Origin of the sequence: Pseudomonas sp. KUIN-1, from assembly GCF_009176725.1 — a bacterium.
Taxonomy (GTDB): Bacteria; Pseudomonadota; Gammaproteobacteria; order Pseudomonadales; family Pseudomonadaceae; genus Aquipseudomonas; species Aquipseudomonas fragariae.
Genome location: NZ_AP020337.1, coordinates 3,444,479 through 3,460,797, shown reverse-complemented (window position 1 = coordinate 3,460,797; position 16,319 = coordinate 3,444,479). Strand labels below are relative to the sequence as shown.

At 62.8% G+C, this 16,319-nt stretch carries 13 protein-coding genes and 2 riboswitches; of the genes, 6 read left to right on the top strand and 7 right to left on the bottom strand.

Going from position 1 to position 16,319, the window contains the following annotated elements:
* Positions 1–109: 109 nt before the first annotated feature.
* Entirely contained in the window at positions 110–3,592 is a 3,483-nt protein-coding gene (locus tag KUIN1_RS15295; RefSeq protein WP_024651153.1) for an indolepyruvate ferredoxin oxidoreductase family protein, read from the top strand.
* Positions 3,593–3,679: 87 nt separating this feature from the next.
* Here the strand turns inward: KUIN1_RS15295 and cobM are convergent, their stop codons facing one another.
* From cobM to KUIN1_RS15275, 4 genes are read right to left on the bottom strand one after another with little or no spacing between them, the layout of a single operon-like run.
* Positions 3,680–4,429: a precorrin-4 C(11)-methyltransferase gene (gene cobM, locus KUIN1_RS15290; protein WP_103713953.1), complete on the bottom strand. Its 750-nt coding sequence runs from the start codon at positions 4,427–4,429 to the stop codon at positions 3,680–3,682.
* A 32-nt stretch (positions 4,430–4,461) separates the two neighbouring features.
* Positions 4,462–4,911: a cobalamin biosynthesis protein gene (locus KUIN1_RS15285; RefSeq protein WP_003400608.1), complete on the bottom strand. Its 450-nt coding sequence runs from the start codon at positions 4,909–4,911 to the stop codon at positions 4,462–4,464.
* Positions 4,889–5,611 carry a CbtA family protein gene (locus KUIN1_RS15280; RefSeq protein WP_003400609.1) on the bottom strand — a complete coding sequence of 241 codons (723 nt, stop codon included), beginning with the start codon at positions 5,609–5,611 and terminating at the stop codon, positions 4,889–4,891. Before KUIN1_RS15280 ends, KUIN1_RS15285 begins: the two co-directional genes overlap by 23 nt.
* Before the next feature lie 10 nt (positions 5,612–5,621).
* The gene (locus tag KUIN1_RS15275; protein ID WP_024641522.1) at positions 5,622–5,804 is read right to left on the bottom strand and encodes a CbtB domain-containing protein; all 183 of its coding nucleotides are present in this window, start codon (positions 5,802–5,804) and stop codon (positions 5,622–5,624) included.
* 99 nt (positions 5,805–5,903) lie between these two features.
* Positions 5,904–6,118: riboswitch (cobalamin riboswitch) on the bottom strand.
* Positions 6,119–6,176: 58 nt separating this feature from the next.
* A riboswitch (cobalamin riboswitch) is annotated at positions 6,177–6,400 on the top strand.
* Between the two features lie 119 nt (positions 6,401–6,519).
* Here KUIN1_RS15275 and cobW point away from each other — a divergent pair.
* From cobW to KUIN1_RS15255, 4 genes are read left to right on the top strand one after another with little or no spacing between them, the layout of a single operon-like run.
* Positions 6,520–7,584: a cobalamin biosynthesis protein CobW gene (gene cobW, locus KUIN1_RS15270; protein ID WP_024641521.1), complete on the top strand. Its 1,065-nt coding sequence runs from the start codon at positions 6,520–6,522 to the stop codon at positions 7,582–7,584.
* Between the two features lie 3 nt (positions 7,585–7,587).
* On the top strand, positions 7,588–11,352 hold the full coding sequence (gene cobN / locus KUIN1_RS15265; protein ID WP_152092104.1) for a cobaltochelatase subunit CobN: 3,765 nt from the start codon (positions 7,588–7,590) through the stop codon (positions 11,350–11,352).
* Positions 11,352–12,386 (top strand): ATP-binding protein, encoded by a 1,035-nt coding sequence (locus KUIN1_RS15260; RefSeq protein ID WP_011268155.1) that lies wholly within the window; start codon positions 11,352–11,354, stop codon positions 12,384–12,386. The genes cobN and KUIN1_RS15260 overlap by 1 nt, the downstream gene beginning before the upstream one ends.
* Positions 12,387–12,439: 53 nt before the next feature.
* Positions 12,440–13,051, top strand: a complete 612-nt coding sequence (locus KUIN1_RS15255) for a vWA domain-containing protein (protein WP_024641520.1) — start codon at positions 12,440–12,442, stop codon at positions 13,049–13,051.
* Positions 13,052–13,208: 157 nt separating this feature from the next.
* On the opposite strand, the gene KUIN1_RS15250 is transcribed toward KUIN1_RS15255, so the two are convergent.
* Positions 13,209–13,475 (bottom strand): hypothetical protein, encoded by a 267-nt coding sequence (locus tag KUIN1_RS15250; RefSeq protein ID WP_003315350.1) that lies wholly within the window; start codon positions 13,473–13,475, stop codon positions 13,209–13,211.
* 317 nt (positions 13,476–13,792) lie between these two features.
* Here KUIN1_RS15250 and KUIN1_RS15245 point away from each other — a divergent pair, with 317 nt between their 5' ends.
* The gene (locus tag KUIN1_RS15245; RefSeq protein WP_152092103.1) at positions 13,793–15,118 is read left to right on the top strand and encodes a sigma-54 dependent transcriptional regulator; all 1,326 of its coding nucleotides are present in this window, start codon (positions 13,793–13,795) and stop codon (positions 15,116–15,118) included.
* Here the strand turns inward: KUIN1_RS15245 and KUIN1_RS15240 are convergent.
* Both KUIN1_RS15240 and pnuC read right to left on the bottom strand, forming a co-directional pair.
* Complete coding sequence (locus tag KUIN1_RS15240; protein ID WP_024641519.1) at positions 15,095–15,640, bottom strand: AAA family ATPase; 546 nt, start codon at positions 15,638–15,640, stop codon at positions 15,095–15,097. The two genes, KUIN1_RS15245 and KUIN1_RS15240, sit on opposite strands and share 24 nt — an antisense overlap.
* A complete protein-coding gene (gene pnuC, locus KUIN1_RS15235; RefSeq protein ID WP_003400615.1) occupies positions 15,637–16,200 on the bottom strand; it encodes a nicotinamide riboside transporter PnuC in 564 nt (187 codons plus the stop codon). The genes KUIN1_RS15240 and pnuC overlap by 4 nt, the downstream gene beginning before the upstream one ends.
* Positions 16,201–16,319 lie beyond the last annotated feature (119 nt).

Sequence of the window (16,319 nt, the reverse complement as noted above, 5' to 3'; positions counted from 1 at the left end):
TTTAGAAAGAAAAAGCCTCTTTGCTGCTGGCAGTCTAGTTGCAAGGCTGCCGGGCAGGACCGTCCCGGCGTACAAGACCTGACCCTATAAGAACAAGAGAGGTATTCGCATGTCCCTGGCTGATATTCGTCTGGATGATAAATACCGGCTTGCCACCGGCAATCTGTACCTGACCGGCACACAGGCCCTGACCCGCCTGCCGATGCTGCAAAAGCAGCGTGATGAGGCGCGGGGTCTGAACACTGCCGGGTTTATCTCTGGCTACCGCGGTTCGCCGCTGGGCAATCTGGACAAGAGCCTTTGGGACGCCAAGGACTACCTGCAGCAAAACGCTATCCATTTTCAGCCGGGCATCAACGAAGAACTGGCCGCCACGGCGGTCTGGGGCAGTCAACAGGTCAACCTGTTCCCGCATGGCAAGTACGATGGCGTGTTCGCTCTCTGGTACGGCAAGGGGCCGGGTGTAGATCGCTGCGGTGATGTGTTCAAGCACGGTAACTCAGCCGGTGTTGCCGCCAATGGCGGTGTGCTGATCCTGGCGGGCGACGACCACGGCTGCAAATCATCGACCATCGCCCATCAGAGCGAGCATGCGTTCATCGCCTCGATGATCCCCGTGCTCAACCCCAGTAATGTCCAGGAGATTCTCGACTACGGCATCATTGGCTGGGAGCTGTCGCGCTACAGCGGTTGCTGGGTGGCGATGAAGACCATTGCCGAGAACGTCGACTCTTCCGCGGTGGTCGAGGTCGATCCATTGCGGATCAAAACCCGTATCCCCGACGATTTCGATCTGCCCGAAGGCGGCTTGCACATCCGCTGGCCGGATCCGCCGCTGGCTCAGGAAGCGCGACTCAATACCTACAAGATCTACGCAGCCAGGGCCTTCGCTCGCGCCAACCAGCTCAACAAGGTGGTGATCGATTCTGCGCAACCCCGGCTGGGCATCATCACCACCGGCAAGTCCTATCTGGACGTGCGCCAGGCCCTCGAAGAGCTGGGTATCGATCAGGAACTGTGCGAGAAGGTCGGGATTCGCGTGCTCAAGGTCGGCATGAGCTGGCCGCTGGAACCGGTATCGGTGCACGATTTTGCCGAAGGGCTGGACGAAATTCTGGTGGTCGAGGAAAAACGCAGTGTCATTGAAGACCAGTTGACCGGTCAGCTCTACAACTGGCCCGTGGAACGCCGGCCGGTGGTGGTCGGCGAGTTCGACGAGCAGGGCCGCTCACTGCTGCCGAACCTCAGCGAGCTGACTCCGGCGATGATTGCCAGGGTGATCGCCAAACGCCTCGCGCCGTTCTACAGCAGCCCGCAGATCGAAGCGCGCCTGCAGTTTCTCAGTGACAAGGAGCAAGCGCTGCAGGCGCCGCTGTTCAACACCCAGCGCACCCCGCATTTCTGCTCCGGCTGCCCGCACAACACCTCGACAAAGGTGCCGGAGGGCAGCCGCGCCCTGGCCGGGATCGGCTGCCATTACATGACCATCTGGATGGACCGCGAAACCGACACGTTTACCCAGATGGGCGGCGAGGGCGTGACCTGGATCGGTCAGGCGCCGTTCACCGAAACCCCACACGTTTTCCAGAACCTGGGCGACGGTACCTATTTTCACTCGGGTCACCTGGCGCTGCGTGCGGCGGTGGCCTCCAAGGTCAACATTACTTACAAGATTCTCTATAACGATGCGGTGGCCATGACCGGTGGCCAGCCGATCGACGGCGTGCTGCGCGTCGATCAACTGAGCCGTCAGGTGTTCAACGAAGGCGTGCTGCGCATCGCGCTGGTTTCCGACGAACCGGACAAGTACCCGAGTCGTGAGGACTTCGCGCCGATTACCACCTTTCATCATCGGCGCGATCTGGACAGCGTGCAGCGCGAGTTGCGCGAGTTCAAAGGCGTGTCGGTCATCATCTACGACCAGACCTGCGCCACTGAAAAGCGCCGCCGTCGCAAACGCGGCACCATGCCCAATCTGGAAAAGCGCGCGTTGATAAACCCGGCAGTGTGCGAGGGCTGCGGCGATTGCGGGGTCAAATCCGGGTGCCTGTCTGTGCTGCCCAAGGAAACCGCGCAGGGGCGCAAGCGCGAAATCGATCAGAGCGCCTGCAACAAGGATTTCAGTTGCGTCGAGGGTTTCTGCCCGAGCTTCGTCACCGTGCATGGCGGCAAACTGCGCAAGCCTGCGTTGCCCAAGCAGGTCGAAGCATTCGCGCGTCTGCCGGAACCGGTGCTGCCGTCGCTCGACAGGCCGTTCAATATTCTCCTGCCGGGTGTCGGCGGCACAGGGGTGACCACCGTCGGCGCGATGCTGGGCTATGCCGCGAATCTGGAAGGCAAGGGCTGCAGCGTGCTCGATCAGGCTGGTCTGGCACAGAAATTCGGTCCGGTGGTCAGCCATATCCGCATTGCCGCGCGCCAGGAGGACCTGTTTGCCGTGCGTATCGCCGCCGGTGAAGCGCACCTGCTGCTCGGCTGTGACTTGCTGGTGGCTGCCGGCCCGGACGCGATCGCCAAGCTCGACAGCAAGATTTCCCATGCGGTGGTCAACAGCCAGCAAACACCGACCGCCGAGTTCACGCGTAATCCGGATGCCGTGTTTCCGGCCGAAGCCATGAAGCAGACCATCATTGAGGCGGTCGGCGCGGCGAAGACCCACTTTGTCGAAGCCACGTCACTGGCCACCCGACTGATGGGCGACAGCATCGCCAGCAACCTGTTCATGCTCGGCTATGCGTTCCAGTTGGGCCTGATTCCATTGACCTCGGCGGCCATCGAGAAGGCCATCGAACTCAACGGCGTAGCGGTCAACCTGAATCAGCAGGCGTTTCTCTGGGGGCGTCGTACCGCGCATGATCCCGCCGCTGTGGAGGCCTTCGTCAATCCACAAGACAAGGTCAGCGAGCCGCAATCGGTGGACCTTGATCAGCGTATCCAGAGTAACGTCGATGCCTTGAAGCAGTATCAGAACGCTGCCTACGCGAAGCGCTATCTGGCGTTGGTGCAACGCGTGCGCGACAGCGAATCGCGGGCATTTCCCGGTCAGCAGCCGACGCTGACCGAGGCGGTGGCGTTCAACTACTTCAAATTGCTGGCCTACAAGGACGAATACGAAGTGGCGCGGCTTTACAGCAACGGCGAGTTTACCCGCCAGTTGCAAGCGCAGTTCGAAGGCGACTATCGACTGGAGTTTCATCTGGCACCGTCGTGGCTGGCCAAGCGCGATCCGCACAACGGGTTACCGCGCAAACGCAGCTTTGGCCCGTGGATGCTGCGCGCTTTCGATGTGCTGGCGAGATTCAAATTCCTCCGTGGCACGGCGCTCGATCCGTTCGGTCGCAGTCTTGAGCGTCAGCAGGAGAGGGCGCTGATTGACCGCTATGTCAGCGATGTCGAACTGATCCTGCAGCACCTTCAGGCGCAGAATCGCCACACCGCCTTGAGTCTGGCACGCCTGCCGGAACGCATTCGCGGCTATGGCTACATCAAGGAAAGCGCCATGAAGGCGGCTGCCGTGCAGGCCGATATTCTGCGCAAGAGCCTGGAAAGCGGCGAAGTGGCTGCGCCGAAGCTGTATGAGGCGGCTGCCTGAGGAGCGCAATACCAATCAGCGTGCCAGCTCAGCGTTGGCACGCTTTTCATTACGCGATGCGATCGTCGTGCCGCGTAGAGGTACTGACTACAACGGCCTGAACAAGTGGGCATGCCCAGCGCGGTACAGCGAGGACTCGCTGAAGGTGTCATCGGCAAGCACACGTCCGACCAGAATCAGTGCGGTCCGGCGAAAGCCCTTGGCCTGTACCTTTTCCTCAATATCCGCCAGCGTGCCAACGGCCCAGTCCTGGTCCGGCCAGCTGGCGCGGTGCACCACTGCAATCGGGCAATCGGCGCCGTAATGTGGCATGAGCTCCTCGACGATCCGCTGCAGGTTGTTCACTCCCAGATGAATCGCCATGGTTGCCCGATGGCTGGCCAGGCTGGCCAGTTCCTCGCCGCTGGGCATTGAGGTCTTGTCGGCATAGCGGGTCAGAATCACGCTCTGCGAAACGTCCGGCAGGGTCAGCTCGACGCCCAGCAGCGCAGCGCAGGCAGCGGTCGCGGTGACCCCCGGAATGATTTCGAACGGAATGTTCAGTTCGCGCAGATGGCGGATCTGCTCGCCGATAGCGCCATACAGGCTTGGGTCCCCGGAGTGCACGCGTGCCACATCCTGGCCTTGTGCGTGCGCGCGCTTGATCAGATCGATGATCTGCTCCAGGTGCAGCTCGGCGCTGTTGGTCACCTGCACGGCCTGATGGCCCTCCAGAACGGCGAGGGGCACCAGCGAGCCTGCGTAGATAATGACCGGGCAGCTGCGAATCAGGCGTTGGCCCTTGACGGTGATCAGCTCGGGATCGCCAGGGCCTGCGCCGATGAAATAGACAGTCAATGAATTCTCCGGGGTGAATGAGCGCGGGGAGATTATCCGCTGTGCGCAGGGCTGATTGCCAAGGCAAATGTGGCCTGCGCGCTTTTCTGCCGTTCGATCAGCAGCGTGGCGGTACCGTCTCCCAGTTGCGCCGCCAGCGCCAGAGCCGAGCCTTCGGCGACGCCATGACAGCCAGTGCTCTGGAACACCTGCGCAGAACGGTGCGTGAGGTGCAGTTCCCAGGCCACCAGTTGCGCAGCGTTGAAGCACACCAGCGGCACTGCAAGTTGCCCGGCCAGCTCAAGCAGGCCGGGCTCGGTTTGTTTCAGGTCGATGGACGCCAGCGCGGTCACCCGGCCGATGTCCAGCTCAAGTGCCTGCAGGCTTTGCTCGAGCAGATCGCGCAACAGCGCAGCCGAGCAGCCGCGCCGACAGCCCAGCCCTGCCACCAGTGCTGCGCCGGGTTGAAGCGTCGCTGGATCAGGCTTGATGCAGGTCGACATTGTCGTTATGCACATCGTTTCTGCGGAACAGCCAGGCACTGATCAATCCCAGCGCGACCCAGAACAGCGCGTTGGTCAGCAGCGAGGCCATCATGAACTGCGATTCCAGCGCCTCGGGAGCAAGGCTTTCATGGACCAGCGGCTGTGGCGCGCCAAGCACATGCGGGACCAGCAAAATCGCCACACCCAGTGCTTTGAGCAGCCAGTTCTGACCGAACACCAGCAAGGCCAGCCCGGCGGCAGTCGACGCGGCAGCGCCGAGCCACCACAACTGCCGCTGGCTCAGCTCGGCCGCGGCTGTGCCTGGCAGTTCGGGTGGCAGGCCAAAGGTGGGGGCCAGCACGAACACGGCAAAACCCGCCAGCCCCCACCATGCGCCTTGCACGGTGCGACCCGGCGCGCGCAGGGTGTAAAGCCCGGCAAGCATCAGCGCAAAGCCCACCGCGACCACCAGGTTACCGCCAGTGGTGGATAGCACACGCTGCCAGCCGTTTTCGGGCTCCCAGGCCGCTTCTTCATGGGCATGGCTGTGTTCGGCCATCGCGCCGTCCGCGTGCTGATGCAGTTGCTCGGCAGGCGCGTTTTCGTAGGTCTCGGCCTGCTGGATCAGCGGCACCACCCACAGGCTTTGCAGCAGGGTCAGCAGCAGGGCGGCGAGCAGGCCGGTGAAACCTGCGGTATAGGCGATTCGCTTGAACAATGTGTGGCCCTCAATGGCAAGGAAAGGCAGCGCTGTGACGGGTATCGTGTGCCGCGTTGTGTACGGCCGCGATGTGCGAGAAACCGGCGAAGTACACCAGGCAGGCGCCGAGAAGCGCAGCGCTGATGGCGGCGGTCAGGCGTTGAATGCGTGTGGAGCTGGGTGCGGCGGCGTGGCTGCTGATGGTCGACATGGCGTTCCCTCTTGTTGGTAATCGGCAAGTGGGCCACGCGCAAAAGAACCTGCCGGCAGACGCCGGAGGTTTCAACTGCGCCCGCCCACCGCGGGTTTGTCATTGCAAGCATATCGGGCCGGTCTCCGGGCTCGCGAGGGGCCAGGACGTCAATGCGTCAAAGCCTGCAAGGTCACCTTCCCATGCCAGTGGCACAGTGGATCAGACCTACGCTCGCTTACCGTTGCGGGGGCAGCACCGGACTTGCTCGACAACGCGAGCGCACCGGTTTCCCGTTTCACCCCGTGAGGGGCACCCGAAACAAGGCGTACAGGAGAGCATGGGCGGCGGGGCAGCGTCAATCTGAACGATTGACCTGTCTGCAGTCACTGCGTAGCCTTGCCGGTTCGAGGTTCTCCCCGGGTAAAACATCACCCAGTGGAGCTAAGACGGGAATGCGGTACATGCCGCAGCTGCCCCCGCAACTGTAAACGGTCATGTTCATTGCACAGCCACTGCTGCGGCGGGAAGGCGCGATGAATGCGTGTCGGCACATTATTCATTGCCTGCCGCACGCCGCCGTGAGCCAGGAGACCTGCCTCGAACGGGCCACACATGCTGCGGCCCTGGAGAATTCTCACTACAACCGGGCGGGGTGATCCGGTGGCGATCCGATCTGCGTGTCATGCATGCGGTTCTCGTCCTGTTTGCCCGCCGCATTGCCAAAGGGCACCTGATGAAAACACTGGCCAAGCTTCCCGTCACCATCGTCACCGGCTTCCTCGGCTCGGGCAAGACCACCCTGTTGCGGCACATGCTCGACAACGCCGAAGGGCGGCGCATTGCGGTCATCGTCAATGAGTTCGGCGAGCTGGGCATCGACGGAGAAATCCTCAAGCAGTGCACGATCGGCTGCACCGAAGAAGAAGCCAACGGCCGGGTGTACGAACTGGCCAATGGCTGCCTGTGCTGCACCGTGCAGGAAGAGTTCTTCCCGGTGATGCGCGAACTGGTCGCGCGCCGTGGTGACCTGGACCATATCCTGATCGAGACCTCGGGGCTGGCGCTGCCCAAGCCGCTGGTCCAGGCTTTTCAGTGGCCGGAAATCCGCAACGCCTGCACGGTCGATGCGGTGATCACGGTGGTCGACAGCCCGGCGGTACTGGCCGGTACCTTCGCTGCCTTCCCGGATCAGGTCGATGCGCAGCGCAAACTCGATCCCAACCTGGACCACGAGTCGCCCCTGCACGAACTGTTTGCCGATCAACTGGCCAGCGCCGATCTGGTGATCCTCAACAAGGCCGACATGATCGACGCCGAAGGTCTGGCGACGGTGCGTGCCGAAGTTGCCGAGGAGCTGCCGCCTGCGGTCAAGGTGATCGAAGCCAGCAGCGGTCGCCTGCCGATCAGCGTGCTGCTGGGTGTTGGTGCCGAGTCCGAGCTGCATATCGACGCTCGCAAGACCCACCATGATCACCACGACGATGACGATCATGATGACCACGATCACGACGCGTTCGATTCGATTTCCCTGAAGCTGCCGCAAGCCGATGAGAAAGTCCTGCTCGATGCACTGAATCAGCTGGTGGTGCAACACGGCATTCTGCGTGTGAAGGGCTTCGCGGCCATTCCCGGCAAGCCGATGCGCCTGCTGATTCAAGGTGTCGGCACGCGTTTCGACAAGCATTTCGACCGCGCCTGGCGTGCCGATGAAGAGCGTGCCACGCACCTGGTGCTGATCGGTCAGGAGCTGGATGCCGCAGCCCTGCAAGTGCAACTCAACGCTGCGATTGCCGGCTGACCCATGCATTTACTGAGAACCCAGCCCGGCGGTTTCGTACCTGACGACAATATTGCCGATCTGGGCCAGACGCCGGCCGAGCTGGTGATTCTCTGCAGCGGCGACTCCAGCCTGGCGCTGCTGGCCGAAGCTGCCCGGCAGCTCCCCGAAGACTACCCCAGCCTGCGTCTGGCCAACCCGATGCAGGTCCAGAATCACGCCTCTGTCGACCTGTACGTCGACGAAGTGCTGCGTCACGCAAAGGTCATTCTGATTTCGCTGCACGGCGGTATCGGCTACTGGCGCTATGGCGTCGAGCGGCTGATGGAACTCGCGGCACGTGGTGTTCAGGTCATTCTGGTGCCCGGTGATGACCGCCCCGATCCGGAACTGAGCGATCTGAGCACCGTGCCTGCCGCAGAGCGCGATCGACTCTGGCAGTTCCTGCGTCAGGGCGGCCTGCAGAACGCGCTGCAACTGTACAACTGCATGGCCAGTCGCTGGCTGGACCGCGATTACTCATGGGCCGAGCCCGCGCCGTTGCCGCGCACAGCCATCTACCATCCTCGCCTGGCAAGCGCGCAGCTTGCCGATTGGCAGGCAGACTGGCTTGCCGAGCAGCCAGTGGTGGCGCTGCTGTTCTATCGCTCGCACCTGCAGGCCGCCAATACCGGTTTCATCGACGAGTTCTGTGTCCGCTTGCAGGCGCAAGGCATCAACCCGCTGCCCATTGCCGTGGCCAGCCTCAAGGAACCCGGCTGTTTTACTCAGGTGGAGGACTGGCTGGATGAAGCCGAAACCGAGCTGATCCTCAATACCACCGGTTTTGCCCAGTCGAGTCCGGAAGCGCCGCATCTGCGGCCGTTTCGGCGCAACGTGCCGGTCATTCAGGCCATCTGCGCGCAGGACAACGAGCCTGCCTGGCAGGCCAGCGAACAGGGCCTCGGCGCTCGCGATCTGGCGATGCACATCGCCTTGCCGGAGCTGGACGGACGGATCATCAGCCGGCCGATCAGCTTCAAGGACCTGGCCTGGCGCAGTGAGCGCAGCCAGTCGGACGTGGTCTGCTACCGTGCCCAGCCGGACCGGATGGATTTCGTCGCGGAACTGGCGCGGCGCTGGATCGAGCTTGCGCGCCTGCCCAATGGCGAAAAGCGCGTGGCGCTGATCCTCGCCAACTACCCGACTCGCGACGGTAGGATCGGCAATGGTGTGGGGCTCGATACGCCTGCTGCGGCGCTGAATATCCTGCGCGCCATGCAGGCCGAGGGCTATCCGCTGGCACCGTTGCCGGACACCGGCACCGAACTGATCCAGCAACTGCTGGGCGGGGTGACCAATGATCTGGACAGTATCGACCAGCGCCCGTGTCAGCAGAGCATGGCGCTGGAGGAATACCTGGCGGCGTTCAACGAACTGCCGCAGGAAAACCGCGACGCAGTGAATGCCCGCTGGGGCACGCCGGACACCGATCCGATGTTTCGCAGCGGCCGGATGATGATCGCCGGACTGCGCTTTGGCCTCACGTTCATCGGCATTCAACCGGCGCGGGGTTATCAGGTCGACCCGAGCGCGGTGTATCACGACCCGGATCTGGTTCCACCCCATGGCTATCTGGCGTTCTACTTCTGGCTGCGCAAGGCCTACGGCGCGCATGCGGTGGTGCATGTCGGCAAGCACGGCAACCTCGAATGGCTGCCGGGCAAGGGCGTGGGGCTGTCGCGAACCTGCTGGCCGGACGCGGTGCTGGGCGCCATGCCGAACATCTATCCGTTCATCGTCAACGACCCGGGCGAGGGCGCACAGGCCAAACGGCGCACTCAGGCGGTCATCATCGATCACTTGATGCCGCCGCTGACCCGCGCGGAGACCTACGGCCCGTTGCGCAATCTGGAACTGCTCGCCGACGAATTCTACGAAGCGCAAATGCTTGATCCGCGCCGCGCGCGCGAGCTGCAGCGGGACATTCTCGAACTGGTTCGTGAAACCCATATCGACCGCGAACTGGCGTTGGGCGAGAACCTCGACAGCGATGCCGACGCGGCGCTCTGGCTGCCACGTCTGGACACTTACCTGTGTGACCTGAAGGAATCGCAGATTCGCGATGGCCTGCATATCTTCGGTCAATCGCCGCAAGGTCGCCTGCGCATCGATACCTTGCTGGCCCTGCTGCGTATTCCGCGTGGTGACGGCCGTGGCGCGCAGTCCAGTCTGTTGCGCGCGTTGAGCAAGGCGTTCGAGCTGGACTTCGACCCGCTGAACTGCGAGCTGGCCGAACCCTGGACCGGCCCGCGTCCCGCTGCATTGCAGGCCCTGAGCAGCGACCCCTGGCGCAGTGCGGGCGACGCGCGCGAGCGGCTGGAGCTTTACGCCGCCATCCTTATCGAACGCGTCACGCAGGGCGAAGCGTTGACCGACTTGCCGGCGCACGATGATCTGGCGCTGATTCTCGACAGCTTGCGTGACGTTGTCGCGCCGCGTCTGGATGCCTGCGGCCCCGGCGAAATGCAGGGCATGCTCGATGCCCTGAGTGGTCGCTTCGTTCCGGCAGGCCCCAGCGGCGCGCCGAGCCGGGGCCGTCTGGATGTGCTGCCCACCGGCCGCAACTTTTTTACCGTGGACGTGCGCAACCTGCCGACCACCACGGCCTGGCGAATCGGCTTCCAGTCCGCCAACCTGTTGCTGGAACGTCACCTGCAGGACCATGGCGATCACCTGCGCCAGCTGGGCCTGTCGGTATGGGGCACGGCGACCATGCGTACCGGCGGTGACGACATCGCCCAGGCCATGGCGCTGATGGGCGTGCGTCCGGTGTGGGCGACGGGCAGCCAGCGGGTTGATGACTTCGAGATTCTGCCGATCAGCCTGCTTGACCGCCCACGAGTGGACGTGACGCTGCGGGTCTCCGGTTTCTTCCGCGACGCGTTCGCCAACCTCATCAAGCTGTTCGACGCAGCGGTGCAGGCCGTCGCGGCGCTTGACGAGCCCGACGACCTGAACCCGCTGGCGGCCAGGGTCCGTGAAGAACGGCAAGGCTTCCTCGCAGAAGGTCTGGACGAAGACGAGGCGGCGCGTCAGGCCGGCTGGCGGATATTCGGTGCCAAGCCCGGTGCCTATGGCGCTGGCGTACAGGGTGCTATCGATGGCCGCCTGTGGCAGAGCCGCGACGACCTTGCCGAGGTTTACCTGAACTGGGGCGGTTACGCCTATGGCGCTGCCGATGAAGGTACGCCTGCGCGTCAGCGCTTTGCCCAGCGGCTTTCTCAGGTGCAGGCGGTGCTGCAGAATCAGGACAATCGCGAGCACGATCTGCTCGACTCAAATGACTACTACCAGTTTCAGGGCGGCATGCTCGCCGCTTCTGAAAGCCTCAGCGGGCAAAAGACCGCCAGTTATCATGGCGATCACAGCCAGCCCGACCTGCCGAAGATCCGCACCCTCAAGGAAGAGCTGAACCGGGTGATACGCTCGCGCGCAGCGAATCCGAAATGGATCGAAGGGGCCAAGCGCCATGGTTACAAAGGCGCATTCGAGATGGCCGCGACCGTGGATTTCCTGTTCGCGTTCGATGCGACCACCGAGCTGATCGATGATCACCAGTACGCGCTGCTCGCCGACGCCTATCTGCTGGACCCGGCGACTCGCGATTTCATCGCCGAGCACAACCCCGATGCCTTGCGCGACATGACCGAGCGCATGCTCGAAGCCCAGCAGCGCGGCCTCTGGCAGGAGCCTGGCGAGTATCAGCAGGCGCTGGAAGACCTGCTCCTGGACATAGAAGAGAACTGATGACCGTGTCTGATTCAACGATGAGCGAAACTCCGCATTTTCCACTGGCCGCTGTGGTCGGTGCTGATGACCTGAAACTGGCGTTATGCCTGACTGCCATTGACCCGCGCATCGGCGGCGTGTTGATCGAAGGGCCAAGAGGCATGGCCAAGTCGACGCTGGCCCGCGGTTTGGCCGATGTGCTGGCCAGCGGTCAGTTCGTCACCTTGCCGCTGGGCGCTACCGAAGAGCGTCTGGTCGGCACGCTGGACCTTGACGCCGCGCTGAGCGAAGGCCGCGCGCGCTTCTCTCCGGGCGTGCTGGCCAAGGCCGACGGTGGCGTGCTGTATGTCGATGAGGTCAACCTGCTTGCCGACCATCTGGTCGACCTGCTGCTGGACGTCGCAGCCAGCGGCGTCAACCTGGTCGAGCGCGACGGTATCTCCCATCGTCATGCTGCGCGTTTCGTGCTGATCGGTACCATGAACCCCGAAGAGGGCGAATTGCGCCCGCAGTTGCTGGATCGCTTTGGCCTCAATGTGGCCCTGAGCGGCCATACGCTGCCTGCCGAGCGCAGTCAGATCATCCGTCGCCGTCTGGATTTCGACAGCGATCCGCAGGGCTTCTGCCAGCACTGGCAAACGCAGCAGGATGCCTTGAAGCAGCGCTGTGAACAGGCACGTCAGTTGCTGTCGGGCATTGAACTGGATGACCAGTCCCTGGCAATGATCACCGAGCGCTGCTTTGCCGCAGGTGTCGACGGCATGCGCGCCGATCTGGTCTGGCTGCGGGCTGCGCGCGCGCATGCGGCGTGGCGGGGGGCCGGGCACATTGAAGAGCAGGACATCGAGGCGGTTGCCGAATTTGCCTTGCGTCATCGGCGTCGCGAGCCCTTACCGCCGCCGCAAAACTCCGAGGCGCCGCCACCGCCACCGGGCTCGTCCAGCAAACAGGCCGAGCCTGAAAGCGGGCAGGGCAACTGGGGTGAGTTGCCCGCTCAGGCCGTCACGACCGGATCACGCCGCGAAGTGCCGAGCTGGCCAAAAAAGCCCTAGGCATCCGCCCCCGCGCCATACAGGGGGCGGATGCCATTCCCCGTCCCGGTCGACTGGCCAGCGGCAGGCAGGGCGCTGTGCGTGTCGGAGCTGACGGCCCGGTGCAATGGTTGCCGACCTTTTTGCGCGGTCAGCCGAAGAGCTACAAGGACCTGGTTCGCCAGCCGCGTAGCAGCCGGCCCAGCGAGTTATTGCTGGTGATTGTCGATGCTTCGGCGTCTACCCGCCGCCATCAGGCGTTGAGTCAGGCCAAGGGCCTGCTGTCGCAGATGTTCGACGATGCCTATCGACGCCGGGCTCGGCTGGCCTTGCTGACCGCCAGCGGCACTGCGCCACGCTGGCAGCATCAAGGGCTGAAGGCCTCGTCGGCGTTGACACCCTGGCTGGATGCACTGGGCGCTGGTGGTGGTACGCCGTTGCCGGAAGCGCTGCAACAGGCGGCTGAATGGTTGGCGCAACGGCAAAAACGCTATCCGGCTGAACAGCAGCGGGTTCTGGTGCTGACCGATGGTCGGATCAAGTCGTTACCGGCACTGCCTGCGTTCGACTGCGCCAGTTTGCTGATCGATATCGAGAAAGGCCCGATCCGCCTGGGAAGGGCGCGGGAACTGGCATCGAGTCTGGGGGCCGAGTATCGGCACATCGATGAGTTGAAGCGGGTCTGAGGATGGGGAATCCGTCAGGCCCTGCTCTCTTGCCGATGCTCTGCGGGGTTGGCGCGCGCAGAGCATGGCACTGAGAACACATTCCTGTGGGCGCGGCTAGTGCGGCGATCCCACAGGTTTTCCATTACGCCAAGCGGGGAGCCCGCTCGGTCAGGCATCAAGCCGGCATGGTCCACGGCTCAAGGTCGTAGCCTTCGTTGCTGATTTCTGCACGGGCCTGTTCCAGAGCGCTGGCCAGCTGGCGCTTGTCGGAATAGGTGCTGCTCGGGATCTGCTTGCGACCGATACGGTTGCTGGTGCGGTCGATCACCGTCAGGCTCAGTTCGCCGTTACCGTCCTGTGGTGCCCAGGCAACACACTGGAAGGGTTCAAAAGCGTGTCCAGCGATCAGAAGTGCATCGTTGAAGCGCAGTGGGGCGTTCATGGTCGTTTCCTCAAGTGCCCATATCAATTCAGTCACGTCGGCGGGCTAACCGTCCGGCTGGTTACTTGTGTTGATGAACGACAAGGGGGCTTGAGTCACACTGTTCACTGAAAATAGTTGCGAATTATTTTCGGCGGGCACGCGCGTGAAGAAGGGTCGGGCAGGTAACGCATTAATGACCGCAGGTTATGAGCGTTAGACCCAAACGGTACAACGCCGCGTCAAATATTTGCTAGGGTGATGATTGGGCTCGCCAACAGACTGTTTATAAAAAGCTTTTAAAAATCCCTCCATACGCCGGGCGCCAAGGAAACTTCATGCATGGATCGGCCCCAACACGACGTCTGTTAATGCTCGACGGCGGTGACGACTGTCATCCATTGATCGCAGTTCTGATCGCAGCCGGCTGGACGGTGCAGGAAAGCCCATCGGGTTCGGCAATCATTTCTGATTGTGATGTAGGCCTCATGCACCTGACGTCCGATCATTTTGAACACGTGTCCAGGCTCGAGGCGCTGTTCGTTAACAGCCCGGTGCGCTGGATTGCAGTGCTGTCAGCCAGTGATTTGCGACGTGAGAAAATCGGCGATTTCGTCTGCCGCTGGTTTTTCGACTTCCATACGCTGCCTTTCGATGCCGGTCGGCTGCATGCCTCGCTGGACAGAGCATTGACTGCCGGGCACCCGAACGTGCAGGGCGCGCCATCGCAATTCAGCGCGGAGCCCGAGCTGCTCGGCGACAGTCGGCCTGTCCGTGAATTGCGCAGGCTGCTGAGCAAACTGGCGCCCACCGATTCGCCGGTACTGATCAGGGGCGAGCGGGGCACGGGCAAGGAACTGATCGCGCGCAGCCTGCATACTCAGTCCTTGCGACGTGACAAACCCTTTATCGTCGTTGATTGCGCAGCGCCTGACGGGCAGTCGATCCACGCCGTGCTGTTCGGTCATGAGGACGGCGAATTTGACGATGCTCAAGAGCGCAGGGTCGGGCTGCTTGAGGCGGCAGACGGCGGCACGCTGTTGCTCGATGAGGTCGGTGAGCTCCCGCTGGATACCCAGGCGAGCCTGCTGCGCTTTCTCGAAGACCGGCAGATCGAACGCGCGGACGGCGGCGAACCGATTGCAGTGGATGTGCGGGTGCTGGCCGCCACTCGCGAGGATCTTGAAACGGCCGTACGCAAAAAGCGCTTTCGCGATGACCTGTATTACCAGCTCAATGTACTGCAGGTCGGTGTAGCGCCGCTGCGCGAGCGCCATGGCGATCTGGCGTTGCTGGCTAACCATTTCGCCCATTTGTACAGTCAGGAAACCGGCAGGCGGGCGCGCAGTTTCAGTCAGGATGCGCTGGTGGCGCTGGGCAAGCACGATTGGCCGGGCAATGTGCGCGAACTGGCCGGTCGCGTTCGGCGCGGGCTGGTGCTGGCCGAAGGCAGGCAGATAGAGGCGGCAAACCTGGGCCTGCTTGGCGAAGAGGACAGCATTGGCAGCATGGGGACGCTGGAGGATTACAAGTCGCGTGCCGAGCGTCAGGCGTTGTGCGACGTGTTGACGCGCCACAGTGACAATTTGAGTGTGGCGGCCAGAGTGCTGGGTATTTCGCGGCCAACGTTCTATCGGCTGTTACACAAGCACCAGATCCGCTGAGTCGCCCAGCAACTGTGAGACAGCGGTCAGCGCCTGTTCGCGGCGCTGCTCCCAGTTACCGCCCACTACCCGGTAAGCCTGCAGGTGGTGTTCCAGCCATTCCCGGCTGGCGTCGAAAAAGGCCTGGCGTTCACCCAACTGCGGCTGGCAGCGCTGGCCGTCGCTGATCCAGTCAACGCCTTCGGGCGACAGCAGCAGGTGCAGGTCATAGGATCGGCTCAGCAGTTGCTGTTCGATCCACGCAGGGCAATCGCCGAACAGGGTGCGGCTCCAGAGCATGTTGCTCAACAGGTGCGTGTCGAGTATCAGCAAGTTTGGCTCGGCGCTGCGCGCGGCGTCCTCCCAGGCCAGCTGGCCCCGGGCGATGGCCGGTATGTCGGCGTAATCGGTATCGCGGCCCTGCTGATCGATGAACTGCCGGACGTATTCGCCGACCAGCAGGCCGCCAAACCTATGCTGTATTTGCGCCGACAGCCAGCTCTTGCCGCTGGACTCGGGGCCGGTGAGGACCAGAACTTTCATCGCGCCAGCGCCAGATCGTTACGCCACTCGCGCCAGCCCTGTACCGCCAGCAGGGTGAACAAGCCATACAGCGCAGCCGTCAGGTACAGCTCCTTGTAGATGAACAGGCCGACGAAAATCACATCGAGCAGGATCCACAGCGGCCAGCACTGAACGCGTTTTTGCGCCATCCAGACCTGCGCCACCAGACTGAACCCGGTCAACGCGGCGTCCAGCCAGGGTTGTGCAGCATCGGTGAAATGCGCCATGCCGGCACCCAGTGCAACGCTGATGAGTGCGCCGACCGCCAGCCCCTTGAGCACCGAACTGTTCTGCAACGTGGTTACGGCTTTGACCGGCAGGCCGTCACCGTGCCGGGTCCATTGCAGCCAGCCATAGACCTGCAGGCCTGCGTAGATGACCTGCAGAAGCATGTCCGAATACAGCTTCACGTCGAAGAATATCCAGATGTAAATCACCACCATGACCAGGCCGATTGGCCAGCACCAGGGATTCTGCTTCACTGTCAGCCAGACTGCGATAACGCCGATGGCGGCAGCGAAGAGTTCAAGCCCGGACATGGCGGCTCCTTGGTGAGGGTAGTGAGGGGTGGGGCCGGCGATTGTATGCGCTTCTGCGCGCGGCGTGCAGCTTGTGTTGCGCCAGAGCTTACGTCAGCAGGCGTTGTGCGTGCAGGTCT

Coding starts and splice junctions, on each gene's coding strand:
- KUIN1_RS15245 (WP_152092103.1), top strand. CDS start 13,793: ATGCATGGATCGGCCCCAACACGACGTCTGTTAATGCTCGACGGCGGT.
- KUIN1_RS15260 (WP_011268155.1), top strand. CDS start 11,352: ATGACCGTGTCTGATTCAACGATGAGCGAAACTCCGCATTTTCCACTG.
- pnuC (WP_003400615.1), bottom strand. CDS start 16,200: ATGTCCGGGCTTGAACTCTTCGCTGCCGCCATCGGCGTTATCGCAGTC.
- KUIN1_RS15240 (WP_024641519.1), bottom strand. CDS start 15,640: ATGAAAGTTCTGGTCCTCACCGGCCCCGAGTCCAGCGGCAAGAGCTGG.
- KUIN1_RS15295 (WP_024651153.1), top strand. CDS start 110: ATGTCCCTGGCTGATATTCGTCTGGATGATAAATACCGGCTTGCCACC.
- KUIN1_RS15285 (WP_003400608.1), bottom strand. CDS start 4,911: ATGTCGACCTGCATCAAGCCTGATCCAGCGACGCTTCAACCCGGCGCA.
- cobN (WP_152092104.1), top strand. CDS start 7,588: ATGCATTTACTGAGAACCCAGCCCGGCGGTTTCGTACCTGACGACAAT.
- cobW (WP_024641521.1), top strand. CDS start 6,520: ATGAAAACACTGGCCAAGCTTCCCGTCACCATCGTCACCGGCTTCCTC.
- KUIN1_RS15275 (WP_024641522.1), bottom strand. CDS start 5,804: ATGTCGACCATCAGCAGCCACGCCGCCGCACCCAGCTCCACACGCATT.
- KUIN1_RS15250 (WP_003315350.1), bottom strand. CDS start 13,475: ATGAACGCCCCACTGCGCTTCAACGATGCACTTCTGATCGCTGGACAC.